This window comes from Neoasaia chiangmaiensis (genome assembly GCF_002005465.1).
Classification (GTDB): domain Bacteria; phylum Pseudomonadota; class Alphaproteobacteria; order Acetobacterales; family Acetobacteraceae; genus Neoasaia; species Neoasaia chiangmaiensis.
Genome location: NZ_CP014691.1, coordinates 466,381 through 486,506, shown reverse-complemented (window position 1 = coordinate 486,506; position 20,126 = coordinate 466,381). Strand labels below are relative to the sequence as shown.

The 20,126-nt window shown below is 58.1% G+C and carries 15 protein-coding genes, 1 tRNA gene and 1 pseudogene; 6 read left to right on the top strand and 11 right to left on the bottom strand.

Features of this window, described 5'->3' with window-relative positions; genetic code table 11:
* Positions 1-50: 50 nt before the first annotated feature.
* From A0U93_RS02355 to A0U93_RS02345, 3 genes are read left to right on the top strand one after another with little or no spacing between them, the layout of a single operon-like run.
* Positions 51-1,382, top strand: coding sequence for an NAD(P)-dependent oxidoreductase (locus tag A0U93_RS02355; protein ID WP_077805938.1), 1,332 nt, complete (start codon positions 51-53; stop codon positions 1,380-1,382).
* Entirely contained in the window at positions 1,375-2,655 is a 1,281-nt protein-coding gene (preA, locus tag A0U93_RS02350) for an NAD-dependent dihydropyrimidine dehydrogenase subunit PreA (RefSeq protein WP_077805937.1), read from the top strand. Before A0U93_RS02355 ends, preA begins: the two co-directional genes overlap by 8 nt.
* Positions 2,652-3,917, top strand: coding sequence for a Zn-dependent hydrolase (locus tag A0U93_RS02345; RefSeq protein ID WP_077805936.1), 1,266 nt, complete (start codon positions 2,652-2,654; stop codon positions 3,915-3,917). Before preA ends, A0U93_RS02345 begins: the two co-directional genes overlap by 4 nt.
* Positions 3,918-3,959: 42 nt before the next feature.
* On the opposite strand, the gene A0U93_RS02340 is transcribed toward A0U93_RS02345, so the two are convergent.
* From A0U93_RS02340 to A0U93_RS02330, 3 genes are all read right to left on the bottom strand, one after another.
* On the bottom strand, positions 3,960-5,321 hold the full coding sequence (locus tag A0U93_RS02340; RefSeq protein ID WP_147150938.1) for a DUF2252 domain-containing protein: 1,362 nt from the start codon (positions 5,319-5,321) through the stop codon (positions 3,960-3,962).
* Positions 5,322-5,398: 77 nt separating this feature from the next.
* Positions 5,399-5,947 carry a peptide-methionine (S)-S-oxide reductase MsrA gene (gene msrA, locus A0U93_RS02335; RefSeq protein ID WP_077805934.1) on the bottom strand — a complete coding sequence of 183 codons (549 nt, stop codon included), beginning with the start codon at positions 5,945-5,947 and terminating at the stop codon, positions 5,399-5,401.
* A gap of 13 nt (positions 5,948-5,960) precedes the next feature.
* Complete coding sequence (locus A0U93_RS02330; protein WP_245825230.1) at positions 5,961-7,865, bottom strand: CocE/NonD family hydrolase; 1,905 nt, start codon at positions 7,863-7,865, stop codon at positions 5,961-5,963.
* A 251-nt stretch (positions 7,866-8,116) separates the two neighbouring features.
* On the opposite strand from A0U93_RS02330, the gene ilvD reads away from it, so the two are divergent.
* On the top strand, positions 8,117-9,970 hold the full coding sequence (gene ilvD / locus A0U93_RS02325; protein WP_077805933.1) for a dihydroxy-acid dehydratase: 1,854 nt from the start codon (positions 8,117-8,119) through the stop codon (positions 9,968-9,970).
* 140 nt (positions 9,971-10,110) lie between these two features.
* Here the strand turns inward: ilvD and A0U93_RS02320 are convergent, their stop codons facing one another.
* From A0U93_RS02320 to A0U93_RS02310, 3 genes are read right to left on the bottom strand one after another with little or no spacing between them, the layout of a single operon-like run.
* Positions 10,111-12,798 (bottom strand): valine--tRNA ligase, encoded by a 2,688-nt coding sequence (locus A0U93_RS02320; RefSeq protein WP_077805932.1) that lies wholly within the window; start codon positions 12,796-12,798, stop codon positions 10,111-10,113.
* A 44-nt stretch (positions 12,799-12,842) separates the two neighbouring features.
* Positions 12,843-13,322 (bottom strand): DUF2497 domain-containing protein, encoded by a 480-nt coding sequence (locus A0U93_RS02315; protein ID WP_077805931.1) that lies wholly within the window; start codon positions 13,320-13,322, stop codon positions 12,843-12,845.
* A 5-nt stretch (positions 13,323-13,327) separates the two neighbouring features.
* Positions 13,328-14,782 (bottom strand): TolC family outer membrane protein, encoded by a 1,455-nt coding sequence (locus tag A0U93_RS02310; protein WP_077805930.1) that lies wholly within the window; start codon positions 14,780-14,782, stop codon positions 13,328-13,330.
* Positions 14,783-14,974: 192 nt separating this feature from the next.
* Between A0U93_RS02310 and A0U93_RS02305 the strand changes: the two genes are divergently transcribed.
* Positions 14,975-15,048 (top strand) — tRNA-Cys (locus A0U93_RS02305).
* A 169-nt stretch (positions 15,049-15,217) separates the two neighbouring features.
* Here A0U93_RS02305 and A0U93_RS17085 read toward each other — a convergent pair.
* The 3 genes and pseudogenes from A0U93_RS17085 to A0U93_RS02290 form a co-directional block, all read right to left on the bottom strand.
* Positions 15,218-15,304, bottom strand: a pseudogene (locus tag A0U93_RS17085) (tyrosine-type recombinase/integrase); the annotation flags it as partial.
* Positions 15,305-15,515: 211 nt separating this feature from the next.
* The gene (gene glk / locus A0U93_RS02295) at positions 15,516-16,493 is read right to left on the bottom strand and encodes a glucokinase (RefSeq protein WP_077805929.1); all 978 of its coding nucleotides are present in this window, start codon (positions 16,491-16,493) and stop codon (positions 15,516-15,518) included.
* A 100-nt stretch (positions 16,494-16,593) separates the two neighbouring features.
* On the bottom strand, positions 16,594-17,370 hold the full coding sequence (locus A0U93_RS02290) for an SDR family NAD(P)-dependent oxidoreductase (RefSeq protein ID WP_245825027.1): 777 nt from the start codon (positions 17,368-17,370) through the stop codon (positions 16,594-16,596).
* Between the two features lie 90 nt (positions 17,371-17,460).
* Here A0U93_RS02290 and A0U93_RS02285 point away from each other — a divergent pair, with 90 nt between their 5' ends.
* Positions 17,461-18,657 (top strand): hypothetical protein, encoded by a 1,197-nt coding sequence (locus A0U93_RS02285; protein ID WP_371862850.1) that lies wholly within the window; start codon positions 17,461-17,463, stop codon positions 18,655-18,657.
* Between the two features lie 8 nt (positions 18,658-18,665).
* Here the strand turns inward: A0U93_RS02285 and thiL are convergent, their stop codons facing one another.
* Together thiL and nusB are read right to left on the bottom strand one after the other, a co-directional pair.
* Positions 18,666-19,616: a thiamine-phosphate kinase gene (gene thiL, locus A0U93_RS02280; protein ID WP_077805926.1), complete on the bottom strand. Its 951-nt coding sequence runs from the start codon at positions 19,614-19,616 to the stop codon at positions 18,666-18,668.
* Entirely contained in the window at positions 19,613-20,086 is a 474-nt protein-coding gene (gene nusB / locus A0U93_RS02275) for a transcription antitermination factor NusB (protein ID WP_077805925.1), read from the bottom strand. Before nusB ends, thiL begins: the two co-directional genes overlap by 4 nt.
* Positions 20,087-20,126: the final 40 nt, after the last annotated feature.

Sequence of the window (20,126 nt, the reverse complement as noted above, 5' to 3'; positions counted from 1 at the left end):
TTGCAAGTCTTCCGAAGACGTTGTTTGTCTGATTGAGGAAAGGCTGTGCCGTGACCGAAATCCATGCTTGCGCCCGTCTCGACCTGTCAACGCTGGCGCGCAATTTCGAGGATATCCATCCGCCGCTTACCTCTGCTCAGGCCGTAGTGGAAGCCGAGCGATGTCATCACTGCTACGACGCTCCTTGTGTGGAGGCCTGCCCGACCGGGATCGATATCCCCGGGTTTATCGGGCGCATCGCGACCGGCGATCTGGCGGGCTCGGCGCGACAGATTCTCGATTCCAACATCCTGGGCGGCTCCTGCGCCAGGGTCTGCCCGACAGAGATTCTTTGCGAAGGTGCGTGTGTGCGTATCGCGCAGGAAGAGCGCGCGGTCGAAATCGGCCGATTGCAGCGTCATGCGGTCGATTGGCAGATGGTGCGTGGCCAGCCCTATGGACGTGCGGAGAGTTCCGGCAGACGGATTGCAGTCGTCGGCGCCGGGCCGGCAGGATTGGCCTGCGCGCATCGTCTGGCAATGTCCGGCCACGAGATCACGATCTTCGAGCGCAGGGCAAAGCCCGGTGGGCTGAACGAATATGGGATTGCGGCCTACAAGCTGGTCGATGACTTCGCGCAGGCCGAGGTGGATTTCATTCTGGACATCGGTGGCATAGCCATCGAGTACGGTTGTGAGCTTGGCGTGAACCTCTCTCTTGACGCGCTTCGGACCGAATATGACGCTGTTTTCCTGGCTATCGGACAGAATGGCGTGCGTGCGCTCGATCTCGCAGGGGAAGCGCTTCCGGGTGTTCGTAATGCCGTCGATTTCATCGCGGAGCTCCGGCAAGCCACGAACAAGTCGGATATGGCGGTCGGACGCCGCGTGGTCGTGATTGGCGGTGGCAACACGGCGGTGGATGCCGCGGTGCAAAGCAAACGACTCGGCGCCGAGGACGTGACGCTGGTCTATCGTCGCGGGCCGGAAACCATGTCCGCGACACGCGACGAACAGGAATGGGCAGCGACAAACGGTGTGCTGATTCGTCACTGGGCCAGTCCCGTCGCCATTGAGGCGGGCGTGAATAACGAAATCGATGTCGTTTTTCATAAGGGCGCTCCGGGGCCGGATGGACAGCCGCGCTATGATCGCGGAGCGCTTCGGATTACGGCCGATATGGTTTTGAAAGCGGTTGGTCAGATTTTCACCCAAGAAGGGCTGGCGATCGAATGCGAAAGCGGTCGCATTCGGGTTGATGCAAAAGGCCGCACTTCCCTGCCGCGCGTCTATGCCGGCGGAGACTGCGTCGCCGGGATGGATCTGACGGTTGCGGCCGTCGCGATGGGGCGAAACGCCGCAATGGCAATCAACACGGAATTCAAGGAGCGGGCTCATGGCTGATCTGCGGTGCGATCTGGCGGGAATCCGTTCGCCCAATCCGTTCTGGCTTGCCTCCGCGCCGCCGACCGACAAGGAATACAATGTGCGTCGGGCGCTGGAAGCCGGATGGGGCGGCGTTGTCTGGAAGACGCTTGGTGAAGACCCGCCCGTTGTCAATGTCAGCAGCCGTTACGGCGCCATCGGCTTCGAAGGTCGCCGGATGTCGGGCCTCAATAATATCGAACTGATTTCTGACCGGCCATTGGCCACCAACCTGGCGGAGATCAAGGCTGTCAAACGGGACTATCCGGATCGCGCCATTATTGTGAGTCTGATGGTCCCCTGTGAGGAAGACCGCTGGAAGGCGATCTTGCCGCTTGTCGAGGAGACGGGTGCTGATGGTCTCGAACTCAACTTCGGCTGTCCGCATGGCATGTCCGAACGCAATATGGGTGCGGCCGTCGGTCAGGTGCCAGAATATGTTGAGATGGTTACGCGTTGGGTGAAGCAGAACACCCGGATGCCGGTGATCGTGAAGCTGACGCCGAATGTTACGAACATCGTCGTGCCCGGTCAGGCCGCGCGGCGCGGCGGTGCGGATGCGGTATCGCTGATCAATACGATCCAGTCCGTAACCGGGGTCAATCTGGACCTGATGGCACCCGAGCCGACGGTAGATGGCAAAGGCACGCATGGCGGTTATTGCGGACCAGCCGTCAAGCCGGTTGCTCTACGTATGATTGGCGACATTGCACGCGATCCGACGATGGGTGGGATACCGATTTCCGGGATCGGTGGCATATCGAACTGGCGGGATGCGGCTGAATTCCTTGCAATGGGCTCGACGTCGCTTCAGGTCTGCACGGCCGCGATGCATTATGGCTTTCGCATTGTGGAAGATATGATCTCAGGCCTGTCCAACTGGATGGACGAAAAAGGTTATGCCCGGATTTCCGAGGTGACCGGTCGCGCTGTGCCGAATTATGTCCCGTGGAACCAGCTGAACATGAAGTTCAGGACGATCGCGGCAATCGATCAGGATCTCTGCATCAAATGCGGTCTCTGCCATATTGCATGCGAGGATACGTCCCATCAGTCGATCGCCAAACTGCGTGTCGATGGCGCCCGTCGCTACGAAGTGATCGAGGATGAATGTGTCGGCTGCAATCTTTGTGCTCTTGTATGTCCGGTTTCCGGCTGCATCGAGATGAAGCCACAACCGACGGACGGCGTGCTGACCTGGCCGGACCATCCGGCCAATCCCCTACGCCGTGCAGTGGAGGACGCGCAATGAACCACGAACCTCGTCAACAGCCCGGGAATCTCGGCATCGACGCCGATGCATTGTGGTCGGATATCCTGACAACCGCGCAGTATGGCGCAACGGCAAAGGGCGGGATCAGGCGGCTGGCACTCAGCGAGGAAGACCGGCAGGTTCGCGACTGGTTCGTCAGAACATGCACGGCATTCGGTGCGACGGTTCACGCCGATAGCATGGGCATACAGTTCGCACGGGTTCCCGGGACCGATGACAGCCTTCCCCCGATTGCAATCGGCAGCCATCTCGACACCCAGCCGACGGGGGGCAAGTTCGATGGCATCATCGGCGTGCTGGGTGGTATCGCGGTTTTGCGCGCCCTTCACGAGACGGGGCGCAAGACACGCCACCCGATTGAGATCGTCAACTGGACGAACGAAGAAGGGTCGCGGTTTGCGCCGGCCATGCTGTGCTCGGGTGTTTTTGCGAAAGTCTTCGACGAAGATTATGCCAACAGCCGGGCCGATCGTGACGGCATTCGTTTCGACACGGCGCTCCGCTCCATCGATGCCGCAGGCAAGGAAAAGTGCGGCGAGCACCCCCTTGCGGCCTATTTCGAACTTCATATCGAACAGGGACCAATTCTCGAGGCCGAGGAACGCGTGATCGGGATCGTGACGGGCGTACAAGGCATGCGCTGGTACGAAGTCACCATCTCCGGGCGGGATTCACATGCCGGTACCACGCCGATGTCGATGCGCAACGACGCGCTTCAGGCGGCTACCCGATTGATGTCATCCGTTCAGGACATTGCGCTGAATCGTGCGCCAAATGCTGTTGGGACCGTCGGTCTGGTGGAAGTGCGACCCAACAGTCGTAATGTCGTTCCCGGCGAGGTGTTCTTCACGGTGGATTTCCGCGACCCGCAGGATGGCAACGTCGTTGCCATGGAAAATGCATTCCGGGATCGTGCAGCGACATTGTCGCGCGAATTCGATGTCTCAATCGGCATTTCCGAAATCTGGGACAGTCCGGCGGTTCACTTCGACGGTGGTCTGGTCGATTCCGTCGCCCGTGCCGCGCGGAGCCTGAATTTTCCGGCGCGCGAAATCGTCTCCGGTGCTGGACACGATGCCGCCTATGTCGCGCGTGTTGCACCGACGACGATGATCTTCGTGCCCTGCGCCGGTGGTCTTAGTCACAATGAAGCTGAATCAGCATCACGCGAGGATGTGGCAGCCGGCGCCAATGTCCTGCTGCGCGCTGTGCTGGAGGCGGACGAGCGGCTGAACGCCTGAGCCAGCGTGCGAGCGGTGCCGCTTGGACGGCACCTTCCCGCTTCAGCCTTCCTCGATCCGTCCGTCCGCGATGGCCCGATTGAAAACCTGCCAGTCTTTCTCCGTCTGGCTGGCATATCGAACGCCGAACTGGGCGATGGCATCGGCAAACCCGCGGCCACGTCCCAGATAACCGGCAAGTAACGGCAGATCGGCCGAGCGACCGTGCGCCCGTCCCAGGGCATGACCGCAAAGTTGCGCATAGAACGGTAGCAGTTCGTCCTCGATGCGTTCACCGATTGCCGCCAGGCGGGAATCTTTGGTTTGCCGAACATAGAAATGACGTCCCGCGCCCGCTGCGTCGTTTCGTTGGCCGACGCTGTGGGTCCAGCCAAGGAATGCATCCGAGGCAGCCTGCATGATCCGCTGTCCCACGACCACGCGTTCCCCGTGATTGGCGAAAGTCGAGATGCCGGTATTGTTCTCGAGCACTGAGGATTGCGCCTCCTTGATCTGGAGAAGAATCGTTTCTCCGTCTGCGGTACTGAAAAGCCCCAGTGCACAGAACGTCCCGACGCTCCCGATGCCGACCACCTTGAAGATGATGTCCGTCAGGGCATATCGCTCCATCAGGATACGGCGCTCAGGTGGCAATTGAGCGACGTAGCGGGCAAATGCGTGCCGCACACTGTCATCCTGATTGGGAATGCGCTGAACGAGCGGCGGGTTCTCCCGTAGCGTCGGCATCGTTCCGGGCTCGATCATGCCGAACTGATTGACCATACTGGCGATCTGGCGCATCAGCCGCTGGCGCAGTTTGTCCCGGGTGCGGTGTCCAGGCATCTCATCGATGACACGCATGAGATCGATACGCGCGTTCCAGGCCTGGAACGGCGTCATCTCCGCGAGGCGAATGATCTCCGCGACATAGGCCTGCGTCATGTCAATTGCCAGCATGCGGCATTCGCGCGAGGACAGGCCACCTTCCCGCCCCGCCAGGACGAGGCTGGTCGCAAGCCTTTTCAGGTCCCATTCGAATGGCGCCGTCGACGTTTCGTCGAAATCGTTGATGTCGAAGACTGGCATGCCTTCGGGTGTGGCATAACTTCCGAAATTGTTGAGATGGCAGTCCCCGCAGGATTGCACATTGATGCCGGCGTGGGACGTCGTTGCCAGATCGCTTGCCATGACGGCTGCGGCACCGCGAAGGAAAGCGAGGGGTGATGCCCGCATCCGTGCATAACGGACCGGCAGAAGCTCCCGAATTCGACTTTCACCCTGCCGGATCAATATATCGACCGGATCGGTCCGTTTGTCGGATGCGGACCAGTCGGCGTTAGCACGGCGTGGCGCCTGATGCCGTTGTGCCTGCCCCTCCCGATAACGCTCGATACGCGGCGCGAGGGGCGACTTGGCAGGCTTCATCAGCGAAACTTCTCGCAGGCTGGCAGGACGGAGATCGGTCGGTGCCGAAAGAGGCACAGCGCTCGATGACGCTGTCGTCATGCGGTTTTCAGACGATCGCGATAAAGTTTCCGGGCCTTTGCCACTTTGGGCGCGACGACGGCACTGCAATATCCTGTATGCGGATTGCGCGCGAAATAGTCGTGATGCTTTTCTTCGGCTTCCCAGAAATGGGCTGCGCCTGCCAGTTCCGTGACGATTGGAGCGGGCCAGATTTGCGATGCCGTGATTTCGTGCGTTACGGCCTCGGCCGTTTCTCTCTGCGCGTCGTCCAATGCGAAAATGACTGACCGATACTGGGTGCCGATATCATTGCCCTGGCGATCGCGTGTCGTTGGATCGTGGGTCGTGTAGAAGATGCGCAACAGGTCGGCGTAGTGGATGACGGCGGGATCGTAGCGGATTTCGATGACCTCGGCATGGTCTGTCGTCCCGGTGCAAACCTGCTCGTAGCTCGGATTGGCCGTATGGCCGCCGGCATAGCCCGGCTTGACGTCGATGACGCCATTCAGGCTGGCGAATATCGCTTCCGTGCACCAGAAGCATCCACCACCCAGCAGGGCCGTCTCGATCGGTTGGCTTGTCATCACCATGGTTCCTTCAGTTTACGACAGGAAGATAGACGCTGCTCGCCTGTGCCCCGCCATAATGGATCGTCTGCGTTGCCGATCGGTAGTCCTGCGGCTTCGCCTTGAAGATGTTGGAGACATAGGTTTGCGGATTGCGATCGTAAAGCGGGAACCAGGACGATTGGATCTGCACCATGATGCGATGCCCGGGCTGGAAGACATGATTGACCGCCGGCAGCGTAAATTCGTACTCCTCGACCTGATTTGCCGGAATCGCCGAAGGGTGTGCGTAATCCTTCGCATACCGGCCCCGGAAAATGTCCATCGACATCGGCAACTCGTACCCGCCCATTTCCGGTTGGTCGGCCACTGTGGCGGGGTAGACGTCGATAACCTTTACGACCCAGTCCGCATCGGTTCCAGTCGTGGCAGCGAAGAGATCCGCCGTCGGCACGCCGGAGACGCGCACGGGATGTTCGAGCACCGGCGTCTCGAAAGTCAGCACATCCGGGCGTGATTCGGCAAAACGCTGGTCGGTCGTCAACCATGGTTTCCAGCGAGCGCCATTGGCGAACGCATAAGGGCGCGTGACGAAAGGCACGGGGTGCGCGGGATCGGAGATGTAGCTTGCCTCGCCTGGCTTCGCGCGCTCGAAGCGCAGTCTGTTCTGGGCCTGCAGATAGAGTCGCTGCCCTGTGCCAGAGCAGCTTTCCTTGCAGTCGCTGAGCCAGTTCCGGAAATGATCCCAGTGGTTTTCACCGGTATTGTAGATGATGGCCTCATCGAAATGCGTCGCCGGACTGCCCGGCTTCAGATACTGGTCGAAGAACGGGCGCATGACGTTGGTGCGATACCAAAGCGCCGTATCCCCATCGAAATGAAGCGGCCCCAGCGTCGAACCGTCGTAGTTGACGCCACTATGTCGCCAGGGACCCATGACCAGAATATTGGGAACAGACTGGCGTTTCTGCTTCAGCGCCATCCAGGAATGAATGGCGCCCCACATGTCCTCCTGGTCCCACAGACCCTGTTCCCAGATTGTGGGGACTGTAAGAGGCTGCCGTGCAAGCAGATGATCGAGTGCCTGATTCTGCCAGAACGCATCATATGCCGGATGCGCGAGCATGCGCTTCCACCAGGGGAATTGCTCCAGGCCCGCCTTGTTCGCGAAACCATCGGCGGAGCCGTCCGCGAGGAAGTTCGTATAATCGTCCGCATCAAGGCGCGGGATGGAAGCGCCTTCGCCGCGGGCGCTCATCTGATCCGTGAAATAGTCGAAACCGCCCTGTCGGAACGCGCCGTAATGGAACCAGTCATCGCCCATCCAGCCATCGACCATGGGACTTTCGGGTGCTGCGACCTTGAGTGCGGGATGTGGATGCAGAAGCGCCATGACGACTGTCCAGCCCTCATAGGATGAACCCGTCATGCCGACGCGGCCATTGCTTTCCGGGGTATTCTTGACCAGCCAGTCGATCGTGTCCCATGCGTCGGTTGTGTCGTCCGTCTTGCTGTCATTCAATGGTCCGATTGGCGGGCGCGTCATGACGTAATCGCCTTCCGACCCGTATTTGCCGCGGATGTCCTGAAAGACACGGATATAGCCGCCATCGACGAAAACGCCGTCGCCCTGCGGCAGGACGGAGCGCATTGTCCGTGCGTCGGGAATCCGGTTCGCCCGGTCCGATGCGTGGTAGGGTGTGCGGGTCAACAGGATCGGTGCGTTATGCGCATTGCGCGGAATGACAATTACCGTATGGAGTTTCACGCCGTCACGCATCGGGATCATGACATCGCGCTTGATGTAGTCACGGCCCTCAAGCTGTGATTCCAGATGCGCCGGAATATCGCTTCCGCGCTGTATCATGTCGGCTGTGACGTTGCCCTGAACTGATTGTGCGAGAGCGGATCCGGTGGAAAAGGCACAGGTGGCCATCAGCATGAGACAACGGAAGCCGACATTGGAGCGCAATGGGAAGTCCTTTATACGATAAGCGATGAAACGTGTGATCGATGATCGCCCGATCGCTGCTTTTCGACAAGCGTCCGGTCATAGGGTTTCTGCTTCTCGCAACAATCATGCGATTCAGAGGATGGAATCGTCATTTTCGTGCGCCATGAAACTTGGCGCCGCGTGGCAATGCTCTATAGTGCGCCGCCTCTCTGACAATCGGAACAACTGAGATCATGCCTGCCTATCGTTCACGCACAACAACCCATGGCCGCAACATGGCGGGCGCTCGCGCGCTCTGGCGTGCAACGGGCATGACGGATGGTGATTTCGGCAAGCCGATTATTGCCGTTGCCAACTCCTTTACGCAGTTCGTCCCTGGACATGTGCATCTGAAAGACATGGGCGCGCTGGTTGGCGGCGCCATTGAGGAAGCCGGTGGGATCGCGCGCGAGTTCAATACGATCGCCGTCGACGACGGCATCGCGATGGGACATGGCGGTATGCTTTATAGCCTGCCGTCGCGCGAGCTGATCGCGGACTCCATTGAATATATGGTGAACGCGCACTGCGCCGATGCCCTGGTCTGCATCAGTAACTGCGACAAGATCACGCCTGGCATGCTGATGGCTGCGCTACGACTTAATATTCCCGTCGTGTTCGTGTCGGGTGGCCCTATGGAGGCCGGCAAGTTGAATGGCCCCGGTGTCGATCGAAAACTCGATCTGGTCGATTCGATGATCGCCGCCGCGAACCCCAACGTAACGGACGAAGAATCCGAGCAGATCGAGCGATCGGCGTGTCCGACCTGTGGGTCGTGCTCCGGTATGTTCACGGCGAATTCGATGAATTGCCTGACTGAGGCTTTGGGTCTGGCCCTACCGGGCAACGGCAGCTTGCTCGCAACGCATGCGGATCGCAAGGAGCTGTTTCTCGAAGCCGGACGGCTGGTCGTCGAACTGGCGCGGCGCTGGTATGAGCAGGAAGACGCAACGGCTCTCCCGCGTGGTATCGCGACCAAGGCTGCCTTTGAGAACGCCATGACGCTCGATATCGCAATGGGTGGTTCGACCAATACAGTGCTCCATTTGCTGGCTGCGGCTCGGGAAGCAGACGTCGATTTTCATATGGCCGATATCGATCGTCTGTCGCGTCAGGTTCCGAATCTTTGCAAGGTTGCGCCGGCAAAAGCGGACGTGCACATGGAAGACGTGCACCGGGCTGGCGGCATTCCGGCGATCCTGGGCGAACTGGATCGCAGTGGCCTGATTGATGTGTCGACAGCATGCGTACACGCGCCCACATTGGGCGATGCGCTGGCGACATGGGATGTCGTTGGGGGATCCGAACAGGCAACCGCCCGCTTCAAGGCGGCACCGGGCGGTGTGCGCACGACACAGGCATTCTCGCAAAGCAGCCGCTATCACGAGCTTGATCTTGACCGTCAGAATGGCGTCGTCCGCAATCGAGAGCATGCGTTCTCACAGGACGGCGGTCTGGCTGTTCTCTACGGCAATCTTGCTGAATCAGGCGCGATCGTGAAGACGGCTGGTGTTCCGGAGAAAGTGCTGACCTTCGCAGGCCCAGCTCGCATATTCGAGAGTCAGGATGACGCAGTGTCGGCTATCCTGGGCGGTCGGATCGTTGCCGGCGACGTTGTGGTCATACGCTACGAGGGACCCAAAGGTGGACCAGGCATGCAGGAAATGCTCTATCCGACCAGCTATCTCAAATCTAAGGGGCTTGGAGAGGCCTGCGCCCTGATAACGGATGGCCGCTTCTCCGGAGGGAGTTCGGGTCTTTCAATCGGGCATATCTCGCCGGAAGCCGCTGAAGGCGGCGTTATCGGTCTTCTGGAGGAAGGAGATCGCATTCTCATTGACATCCCGAAGCGGTCTCTGGCTGTCGATGTCAGTGACGCAGAACTGGCCACACGTCGCGAGCGAATGACCGCCAAGGGAGACGCAGCGTGGCTGCCCGATCGACATCGGATCGTCTCCCCTGCCCTTCAGGCATACGGTCTCATGACGACAAGTGCGGCAACGGGTGCAACGCGCGACCTGGCTCAGTTGAGTCGCAGAATTAAATAAACGACGGACGCCTTACCTTGAGGCGTCGTCTTTTTTGAAGGCTTGTTTTTAGATTCGTCTATTTTCCGTCGTATAAAACTGTCCAAGCATATCTTACCTACAAGATATGCTTGGATGAGAGTTTTGTAGCAATAAACAGACTATGAAAGGTTGATACGCGCCAACGCCGCTTTCAGTCGGTCTTGATCATGTTTAAAGCTATCAAATCTTTGACGATTTTCTGCGATCACTTCCGGCTTCGCGCGCGCCATGAAATCATCGTTGGCCAGTTTTCGTTCGACCTTGTCGATTTCTTTTGCGAGTTTGTCGATTTCTTTCCCCAAGCGATTCCGTTCCGCATTTAGATCGATAAGACCTTCGAGCGGAATTATAAGTGTCGCTTCATCCAGTATGCTTTGCGCAGCGAACTTGGGAATATCTCCCTCGGACAATTTGATTTCGGAAACCCGCGCCATGCGACTGATGACATCAGACCAGTGAGCAGCCCTGTTTCTCGTCAGCGCACTTGCGTCCTTGAGTAACAATGGCGACTTCTGTGAGGGTGGCACGTTCATCTCTGAACGGATAACCCGAACTTCCGTAATCAGACGAATGAGCCAGCCGATTTCCGCTTCGGCAGAAGATGTGTCTGGAATATCTGATTGAACAGGCCAGGCGGCAATGCCGATGCTTGTACCAAATCCGAACTCGCGCCAGATGACTTCCGTGACAAAAGGCACCACGGGATGCATCATTCTCAGAATGACCCCGAGAACATGAGCGGCTACCGCTCGAATTTCCTCTGCTTCAAGAAGATTTTCTGATGACAATGTCGGCTTGGCAAGTTCAAGGAACCAGTCGCAGAACGTGTTCCATACAAAACGATAACAGGCAGCAGCATATTCGTCGAAACGATAACTCTTTAGAGCGAGATCGGCCGCTTCGACGGCTCCCTGCGCTTCGGCTAGAATCCAGAGCCCTAAAGCACTCTTCACCGATCCCGGGTCGAAATCAGCTATGGGCTGGACACCATTCATTTCGCAGAGGCGTGCGGCATTCCACAGTTTGGTGATGAAACTCCGATGCTCCTCTACGCGTGCCTTGCCAAACTTGATGTCCCGTCCTGGGCCAGTCAGCGCGCAGATTGCCATGCGCGTTGCATCGGCACCGAACTCAGCAACAAGATCGAGTGGATCCAGGCCGTTTCCTTTGCTTTTCGACATCTTCTGACCGCGTTCGTCACGTACGAGGCCATGAATCAGAACTGTTTCGAATGGAACTTCGCCCATAAAGTGCAGGCCCATCATCATCATCCTGGCCACCCAGAAGAAAATGATGTCGAACCCCGTGACGAGGACACTTGTCGGGTAATAGCGAGCGAGTTCATCCGTTTTTTCGGGCCAACCAAGAGTAGTGAATGGCCACAACGCAGAACTGAACCAGGTATCGAGAACATCCTCGTCCTGATGCAGATCAACAGATGATCCCAGCTTTTCCTCAGCTAAAGCGCGCGCTTCGCTCTCGCTGCGGGCAACGAAGACATCTCCATCCGGGGAATACCACGCTGGAATACGGTGCCCCCACCATAGCTGGCGGCTGATGCACCATGGCTGGATATCGTGCATCCAGGCATAGAAGGTGTTTTCCCATTGTCTGGGCTCAAACTTCACCTTGGCACTTTCAACGGCTGCTATCGCAGGTCCAGCAAGCCTCTTGGCATCACAATACCATTGTGTGGTCAGGCGCGGCTCCACAATCGCGCCGCCACGCTCCGCATGGGGAACCTGAAGCATGTGCGGCTCGATTTTCTCGATAGCATCGATGCGCTCCAGTTCCTCTACGATCAACTTTCTTGCTACAGTCCGATCAACACCCTGTAACGATCGAACAAAATCGGATGTTGCAGAATCTGCAATATCCGCGACATCGCTTTCGATATCCGAAAGATCGATATGCCCGGCCTCGTCGAGGATCGAAAGGGCTGGAAGATCATGACGCCGACCCAGCTCGAAATCATTGAAATCATGAGCGGGCGTGATCTTGACGGCGCCCGTGCCTTTTTCCGGATCGGAATAGGTATCTGCAACAATCGGAATGCGGCGCCCGATGAGCGGAAGAATGGCGTAGCTACCGATAAGGTGTTGATAACGCTCGTCATCAGGATGAACGGCTACAGCAACGTCGCCCAACATGGTTTCCGGTCGTGTTGTACCGACCGTTATCTGGTTGCCGTACTCCAGATCATATCGAATATACCACATTGATCCGCGGGTTTCGCGGTTTTCCACTTCAAGATCCGAAATGGCTGAGCGGAACACCGGGTCCCAATTCACCAATCGTTTGTCGCGATAAATGATGCCTTCATTATGCAGCGAAACAAAAACTTCTCGGACTGCCTGCGACAATCCCTCATCCATCGTGAAGCGTTCGCGTGACCAATCGGCTGACGCGCCAAGCGTACGGAGCTGTCGGACGATCTCACCGCCTGATTGCGACTTCCATTCCCACACGCGCTCCACGAAGGCATCGCGACCAATCGTTTTGCGCGACACGCCTGATTTGTCGAGTTCGCGTTCGACAACCATCTGTGTCGCGATACCCGCGTGATCAGTGCCTGGTTGCCACAGAACATTGGATCCATGCTCGCGTTGCCACCGGATCAATATGTCCTGCAGAACGAAATTAAGCGCATGCCCGAAATGGAGTGTGCCTGTAACATTTGGTGGCGGGAACATGATTGAGAAAGGCTTGCCAGGTGCTTCCGGGTCAGCCTTGAAGAGACCCGCCTTCTCCCACTCGTCATAAAGTTTTGCTTCGCAATCAGCAGGATTGAAGGTTTTGTCCAGCATCGTCTTTCCTATAGATTTCGGGCGGTATCGACCGCCGATTCAATCTATCGGCGGCTGGTCATGCGCGAAATTTCTGCACGAACGAGTGTTTCGACCATCGATGGGAGATTGGCTTCGAGCCAGCCGCCGACCATCTGGCGAACTTCCTGTCGAACCAAGTCCTCAATTGTCAACGACGCACCGTTCGTGACCGCCGTCGTTCGTGCAATGATATGACCGGATGCGGGCTGCGCATCAAGCGCGCTCTGCAAAGTTTCGAAGGAGCGGTTTGTTGCAGCTTGTATGTCGTCACTCAGCAGTTCGTGGTCGGAATTTTTCGTGTTAATCGATCGTGCCGGCACCACGCGCATACTTGAGTCGAGGACCAGTGTCTCCGGTGCTGACTGAGCCCGTTGACGCGTCACGTCTGTTTCCATTTCATCGTCCTGTAAAATCTGGCGAATGGAGTGCAGAACATCGGACATTGAGTGGTCGTTTTCCGGCGCCCGTTTTGCAGGCGACGACAGGTCCGTATTCTCTTCCATATTTTCTACCGTCCTGGCTGGTTCATTGCATAGTCACTAATCCCCCAGAGGCGATCCTTGACTGCGTTATAGTATGCTTTCTCGTTATAAAGCGGGACATCGAGCTTGAGATCGACTGCTGTAAGCCGCCCAATAGCCGCAGCAACGTTATACGACGAGATGACGAGATTACTGAGACTTTGAACAAGTGCCACTTGCGATTGCAGCAAAGTGCCTTGCTGCTGCAAGACTTCAAGTGTCGAACTCGTTCCAACGATGGCCTGCCTCTCGACTCCATCCAAGGCGACAACGTTTGCCGAAATCGCCAGCCGATTGCTGGAGATAGCCGCTTTGTAGGAGGCCATTTGCTGATAATTCGACGACGCCTGTTGAAGCGCGGTACGTCTTTGCAGGTCAACGTTTCGTCGGGCAGCTTCGGCTTGCTGGCGTGCTTGTCGGACAGCGGCGTATTCCGAACCGCCTTGGTAGATCGGAACATTAAAATTGAGTAATGCATATTTGTTATCGGTCAGCATATGGCCATAGCCTTGGTTAACCGAGTGCTGGTATGCGGCTTCCGCTGAGATCTTCGGAAGAATCTGCGATATCGCGACGGCGACGGCGTCCTTTTGTGCGGCCTCCGTAAACAGGGCATTGACGACATTTGGGTTGTTGTCCGACGCTGTTTTTGCTGCTTCAGCTTCTGAATGAACTGGGAGATTGAGTGGCTGAGGGGCAACAAGATTGGGTGCAGGCGGCAGGCCGACGGCTTGTAGATAGGTGGCCTGTGCCGTTTGAAGTGTCCCCTCGGCCTGCTGCCGGGTTGCCGTTGCCGTTGCAAGCGCGGCCTGAGCCTGTGCCACATCGGTCCTTGTAATCTCGCCGATGCGGAAGCGTTCCTGCGTGGCCTGCAATTGCTCTTGCAGAACATGTTCGTTGTTGATGTTGATCTGGAGCAACTGCTCGTCTTCAAGAACGCCGACATAGGCGTTGACGACGCTCATGAAAACCTGCTGCTCCGTCGCAATGAGATGCGCACGTTCGGCCATAACGTTGTTGACCGCCTGATGCGTCGCAGATGTCGTATGCCCCCCCTGATAAAGCGGCTGCGTAATCGTCACCCCGCCTTGATAGCCTGGCGTTGAATAGACGCGGTTATAGGCTGGCGAGCCGAGCGCTGACCCTGGCGATGGCCCTTGGGCACCGTAGTTCGTCGAGCCCTGATAATATGATAGAGCCGCCTGTCCCTGAATGGTCGGGCGCCAACCTGCCAGAGCCGTAGGAACCTGCTCATCCGCCGCACGTAGGGTTGCGCGCTCCTGTTGCAGCTGTGGATTGGTCAGATAAGCTGCTGCCAACGCTTCCTGCAATGTGTGTGGAAGAAAGGTCGGAGATCCCGATCCGTCATACTTCTGGGCAAGGGCGGTCCCACTGTAGAGCAGCGACATCAGTCCCAGGCTGACTGGCGTATAACGTTTCATCAAAATCCCTAAATTCTGCAGTGGCGATCTGCCGCTCCACAGTTCGGATAACCGACGTTATCGCCATATTAAGTAAACAGACGATTAATAACGCGCCTGAGGGGAGAAAGAAAATCACGAAGGATCAGATCAAACGGAAATTACGCTCTTGACCCGATCCGCCACAGGAGGGATATAGCGCTCCAAGCCGCTGGTCCGGTGGCAGAATGGTTATGTAGCGGACTGCAAATCCGCGTATGTGGGTTCGATTCCCGCCCGGACCTCCACCCCGCTATCAAAACCGCAGAAATCCGGGTTTTTTCGAGCCTTTTGGTAAAACGGCGAATTGCGTTTTACAGCGGCCATCCTTTCCATCGCCTCTTGCGCCAGCTTTCTTTGATCGACAGCGCGCGTGTATCGCTCCACCTCGGAGAGCGTCTTGTGTCCCGTAATGGCCGCGATCTGGTGCGTCGTGCAACCGGCTTCCGCGAGTCGGCGGGCAGCCGCTTTCCGCAGGCCATGGCCTGATGTGTCGGACGCCACATTTGCGGCATTCGCCCATTCCCGAAACTGGTTGCCCAGGCTGGCAGCGGACGCGACCGCCTTATAGGTGTTCCCGAGTCACGTCTTGTGGTCATCCGACGCCAGGGCGATGACCTCGGCGAGCCCCGGCTGGATCGGGATCAGGAAGTGTGTGCCGATCTTCTGCTGGACGACCGAGATCAGTCCATCATGAACGCTGCCAGACCCTCATCTAGTGTCTGTGGTGACGTTCAGCATAAGCTGCGGCCGCGCCGAACAGGCCGGGTTGTGGATGTGTGATGATCTTGACCGGCATGTCGCTCATAATGGTCTCGAAGCGACCTTTCGCGACAAACCGTTCCGCAAAGCCCGACGAACCAAGGCGATCGGCGAGTCTCAGGCCCAATCCTCCGCCGATGACAACCGCCTGGGCGCCATGAGCGAGTGCCAAGTCCCCCGCGATCGCACCAAGACTGAGACAGAAGCGTTCCAGAGCCGCCGCCGCCATATTGTCGCGTCCCTCGATCGCCATGCTCCATAAAGTGCGGTTGTCGCGCATGGTAACGGGAAGTCCTTGCAGTTCCGCAATGACTTCATACAGGTTGGTAAGACCTGGGCCCGAGACGATCCGCTCGGCTGAAACGCGTCGGAAACGTGTCCGCAGCGCGCGAAGAATCTTGTCTTCCAATTCGTCGAGCGGAGAAAAATCAACATGGCCACCTTCGGTTTCCATGACGAAGTAACGTTTGTCCCGGCGAAGCAGGCACGCGGCTCCAAGCCCTGTGCCGGGGCCAATGATCGAGACGGCACCTTCGCGCGGCAGGGACCGATCCGGGCCGCAGAGATGGCGCATATGGCTCTCGTCGACTTGCGCAACGGCATGCCCGACGGCGCCGAAGTCGTTGACGAGCACAAATTCGTCGAGGCCGAGTCGTTGGGGAAGCTGCGCAGGCTGAATGATCCACGGGTTGTTGGTCATCTTCAGGATTTCGCCCTGAACCGGGCAGGCTACCGCGATACCGGCGTGCCGTGGCAGGCGGTCGCGACCGATCTCGCGCGCAAAGGCTTCCCATGCAAGCGCCAGGCTGGCGTGTTCCGCACACCGGAGTGTGGTCGCCTCACCGAGATGGACGACACGACCATCGTCGATCTGCGCAATCGCAAACCGGGCATGCGTTCCGCCGATATCACCAGCAACGATTTCCTGCATCCTGGCCCCCTTTTGACTTTATTAAGAAGATAACACTTTTTTTATCTTCGTGTTAACCGGAGGAGTTGCCGCCTTGTCGGGTTGGCGTCAAGTCCCGGTCCTACGATTGCAGCGGACGCTGTTCAACACGGGCACGCCGTAGAATGGCGTGAACAAGCGGGCGCGGTATAACCATCTCAAGCAGGCGCGCAATGATGAAAGGTTTCGGGAATACGACATGGGCGTCGCGTCGTCTCATGGCCTGCAGCAGACGGCTTGCCGCTGCCTCGGGTGACATCAGAAATGGTCGTGCACCGTCGAGGCGACGACTCATGGCTGTATCAATATATCCAGGCGAAACGATCGTCACGCCAACATTGTGCGGCTTCATCGCGGCGTGCAGCGCTGTCATGAAGCGAAGCAGGCCTGCTTTTGAACCGCTGTAAGCCGTGGCGAAAGGCAGGTCATGGAATGCGGCAACGGAGCCGATAGCCACGATACGGCCGGCGCCCCGCTCTGCCATGCGTCTGGCGGCCTCGGTGGCGAGGGTTACGGGGGTCGTGAAATTGACCTCGGCAATGTGCAGAACGGTTTCCGGTAGTTCCGTCAAGGCATCGGGTGGTCGTATATCCGGCACGCCTGCCGCCATGATGCATGCGTCCAGCGGCGCCAGATCGTCGTCCTCCCGTAGCGCGGTCAATGCCTGTTGCGCGTTGGCAAGGTCAAGAACGCGAACATGCGCGACCGCGCCGCGGAGTTCGCACGTTCGCGCTGTCTGCTGCAAACGCTCAATGTTTCTTCCCCAGAGAAACAGCGTCACGCCGGGACGAGCACATTGCCGGGCGACTGCGGCTCCAATCCCGCCAGATGCGCCGGTGATCAGAACATTTCCTGGCATAAGGCGGCGCTTTGCAAACTGTTCGTTACGTGACATTCAACGCGATCCATTCGATTGACGACGCTTCAGTCAGCACCGCCGAGAAAGAGGATCATTTTGCCGGAAGATTTTGCCGCTCACCAGTCGCAGCAAGATGTCGTCGTGCGGCCCGTCACGACGCGGAAAGAGCTTGCGCTGTTCATCAGGCTGCCTCGCAAGCTGTATCGGCATATGAAAGGCTACGTTGCGCCGCTTGATCTGGAACAGAAGGACCTGATCGATCCCGGAAAGAACCCGGTATTTCGGCATGCGTCCATTCGCTTTTTCATCGCATGGCGCGGGTCGGAGCCCTGTGGTCGTATTGCGGCGATTGTAGATCCCATTGCCATAAAGACGTGGAACGAAAAAATCGGCCTGTTCGGTGCTTTTGATGCGGCCCCGCAGGCTGACATTGTATCGGCGCTGCTCGATGCGGCACGGGACTGGTTGCGTTTGCAAGGTATGGCCCGAATGCGAGGGCCGGTGACATTGAGTTGCCATGGCGAGTCGGGACTGATGATCGAGGGGCAGGATGAGCCTCCGATGATCGCAACACCCTGGCACCCGAAGGCGCTGTTCCCGCTGGTGGAAGCCTATGGTTTGTCAAAGGTTCAGGATCTCCTGACATATCGGCTTGTGTTCGACGAGAGCACGGATGCCCGCCACATCGTGCCGCAAACCCTGCGTCCCGGAGAGGGCCGCCTCGGTGACATTTCCACGCTGCGGTTGTCGAAAAAGGAGATCGCGGCGCAGGGAGAAGTACTCCGTGAGCTGTATAATGACGGTTGGGCGGGCACTTTTAACTTCGTGCCGCTGCAATCATATGAAATGACGGCCATGATTAACCAGTTGAAGCCTCTCTTGCGGCCGGAGCACTACGTTCAGATCAATCAGGGTAACAATCCGGTCGCAATGGCCATGGTGGTTCCGAACGTCTTCGATATCGTCAGTGACCTCGGGGGAGCGCCTTCACCATTGGGCTGGCTCAAGCTCGGTGCGCGTCTGGTTCGCCATCAGTTCCGGACGGGTCGCGTCATTCTGCTGGGTGTGTCGCAGCAAATGCGAGGAACGGTGCTCGGTGCTCTTATGCCCTCACTGGCCATCGCCGAATTGCTGTCCCGACGCGATGCCCTGCCCTATGACGCCGTGGAACTCGGCTGGATTCTGGAATCCAACATGCCGATGCGTAATCTCGTCGAGCGGCTCGTGCCGACACCGAACAAGGTGCATCGTCTGTATGAAGGTGCCATCTCACCAAACGCAGCGTAAGACCGACATCAAAAATGCTGCCAGCCGCGCTGCGCCAGTTCAATTGCCTCACCGTTTGCGTCGAGCAACTGGACCTCTCCTGTTCCCGCGGTGACCCGGCCTATTCGCGTGATATCCGTGCCAGCCGCTGCGGCTTGCTGCCGAAGAGCGTCGGCGTTCTGCGGCGGAGCCGTCAGGAGAAGTTCGTAGTCGTCGCCGCCAGTCAGGCATAGCGGCCAGTAGTCGGCGCCCGCGGCCTTCACCTGCTTCGAAAGCGGTATAAGCGGACTCTCGATAATGATGTTCACCTGACTTTCACTGGCGAGATGACCGCAATCCTGGAGAAGGCCGTCCGAGATATCCATGCCAGCATGAACGATTGGTGCAGTTGCGACCCCAAGGCGTGGTTGCGGCAGCTGGTAGCGTGAGCCCAGAAAACCGTCAGGGTCCGGCAGTTCACCGCGCCGGGCGAGCAGGCCCAGCGCCGCGTCGCCGATCGTTCCCGTTACCCAGACGTTATCGCCCGGTTTCGCGGTCGTGCGGCGAATTGCCTTGCCCGCCACCGCCCAGGCGAGAATTGTGACCCCAAGGACAAGTGGGCCCTTGATGCCTGTCGTATCGCCGCCCAGCAGATGAATACCGAAAAGCTGCTGATCTTCCGCCAGGCCGGCTGCGAAAGATTCAAACCAGCGATCATCGCGATCCGGTGGACGGCAGACGTTCATGAAGTAGCCGAACGGCGTGGCACCCATGGCCGCGCAGTCGGACAGATTCACGCGAAGCAGTTTGCGGCTGACCGTTTCAGCCGGATCGTCGGAAAGAAAATGCACATTTTCGACGATCGTGTCCGTGGAAACGACGAGCTCGAAACCTGGACGCGCCGGGATCAACGCCGCGTCGTCCCGTAGGTCCAGCGATCCCTCTCCCGCAAGAGGGCGAAAATGCCGGGCGATAAAGTTGAATTCGCCGTTCGCGATCACGTGGCGGACGTTTTCTTCCGGGCCAACGCATCCAGAATGCCATTCACCATGCGCGGTTCATCGCCGAAGAAGAAGCCATGTGCAATGTCAAGATATTCATTGATGACGATACCCGGCGCGACGTCATTGCCAAGTTCGAATGCACCGGCACGCAGCAGGGCACGCAGGACGGGATCGAGACGCTCGAGTGGCCACGTATCGGGAAGTGTGCTGGTCAACTCGGCATCGATGGCATCCTGCGCCAGGGTAACGCCGCGCACAACTTCCGAAAACAGGCGAAGGTCGGCATAGGGTATCTGGCCTTCCTCGAAAGCGTCATTGTTCTCGCCGTCCAGACGATGCCGGGTGAACTGCTTGATGACTGTCTCCGCATTTTCACCGCCCTGCTCACACTGAAAGAGGGCTTGAACCGCAGCGACGCGCGCTGTTGTTCGTGAGCGTTTCGGTGAGTTCTGAGGCTGCTGGTTCATCAGTTATTCCGGCGAGATAGAGACGGTTTGTCGATATTGC

Excerpts from the sequence above, each read along its gene's own strand:
- preA (WP_077805937.1), top strand. The coding sequence starts at position 1,375 with ATGGCTGATCTGCGGTGCGATCTGGCGGGAATCCGTTCGCCCAATCCG.
- A0U93_RS02345 (WP_077805936.1), top strand. The coding sequence starts at position 2,652 with ATGAACCACGAACCTCGTCAACAGCCCGGGAATCTCGGCATCGACGCC.
- A0U93_RS02340 (WP_147150938.1), bottom strand. The coding sequence starts at position 5,321 with ATGAAGCCTGCCAAGTCGCCCCTCGCGCCGCGTATCGAGCGTTATCGG.
- msrA (WP_077805934.1), bottom strand. The coding sequence starts at position 5,947 with ATGACAAGCCAACCGATCGAGACGGCCCTGCTGGGTGGTGGATGCTTC.
- A0U93_RS02330 (WP_245825230.1), bottom strand. The coding sequence starts at position 7,865 with ATGGCCACCTGTGCCTTTTCCACCGGATCCGCTCTCGCACAATCAGTT.
- ilvD (WP_077805933.1), top strand. The coding sequence starts at position 8,117 with ATGCCTGCCTATCGTTCACGCACAACAACCCATGGCCGCAACATGGCG.
- A0U93_RS02320 (WP_077805932.1), bottom strand. The coding sequence starts at position 12,798 with ATGCTGGACAAAACCTTCAATCCTGCTGATTGCGAAGCAAAACTTTAT.
- A0U93_RS02315 (WP_077805931.1), bottom strand. The coding sequence starts at position 13,322 with ATGGAAGAGAATACGGACCTGTCGTCGCCTGCAAAACGGGCGCCGGAA.
- A0U93_RS02310 (WP_077805930.1), bottom strand. The coding sequence starts at position 14,782 with ATGAAACGTTATACGCCAGTCAGCCTGGGACTGATGTCGCTGCTCTAC.
- glk (WP_077805929.1), bottom strand. The coding sequence starts at position 16,493 with ATGCAGGAAATCGTTGCTGGTGATATCGGCGGAACGCATGCCCGGTTT.
- A0U93_RS02290 (WP_245825027.1), bottom strand. The coding sequence starts at position 17,370 with ATGCCAGGAAATGTTCTGATCACCGGCGCATCTGGCGGGATTGGAGCC.
- nusB (WP_077805925.1), bottom strand. The coding sequence starts at position 20,086 with ATGAACCAGCAGCCTCAGAACTCACCGAAACGCTCACGAACAACAGCG.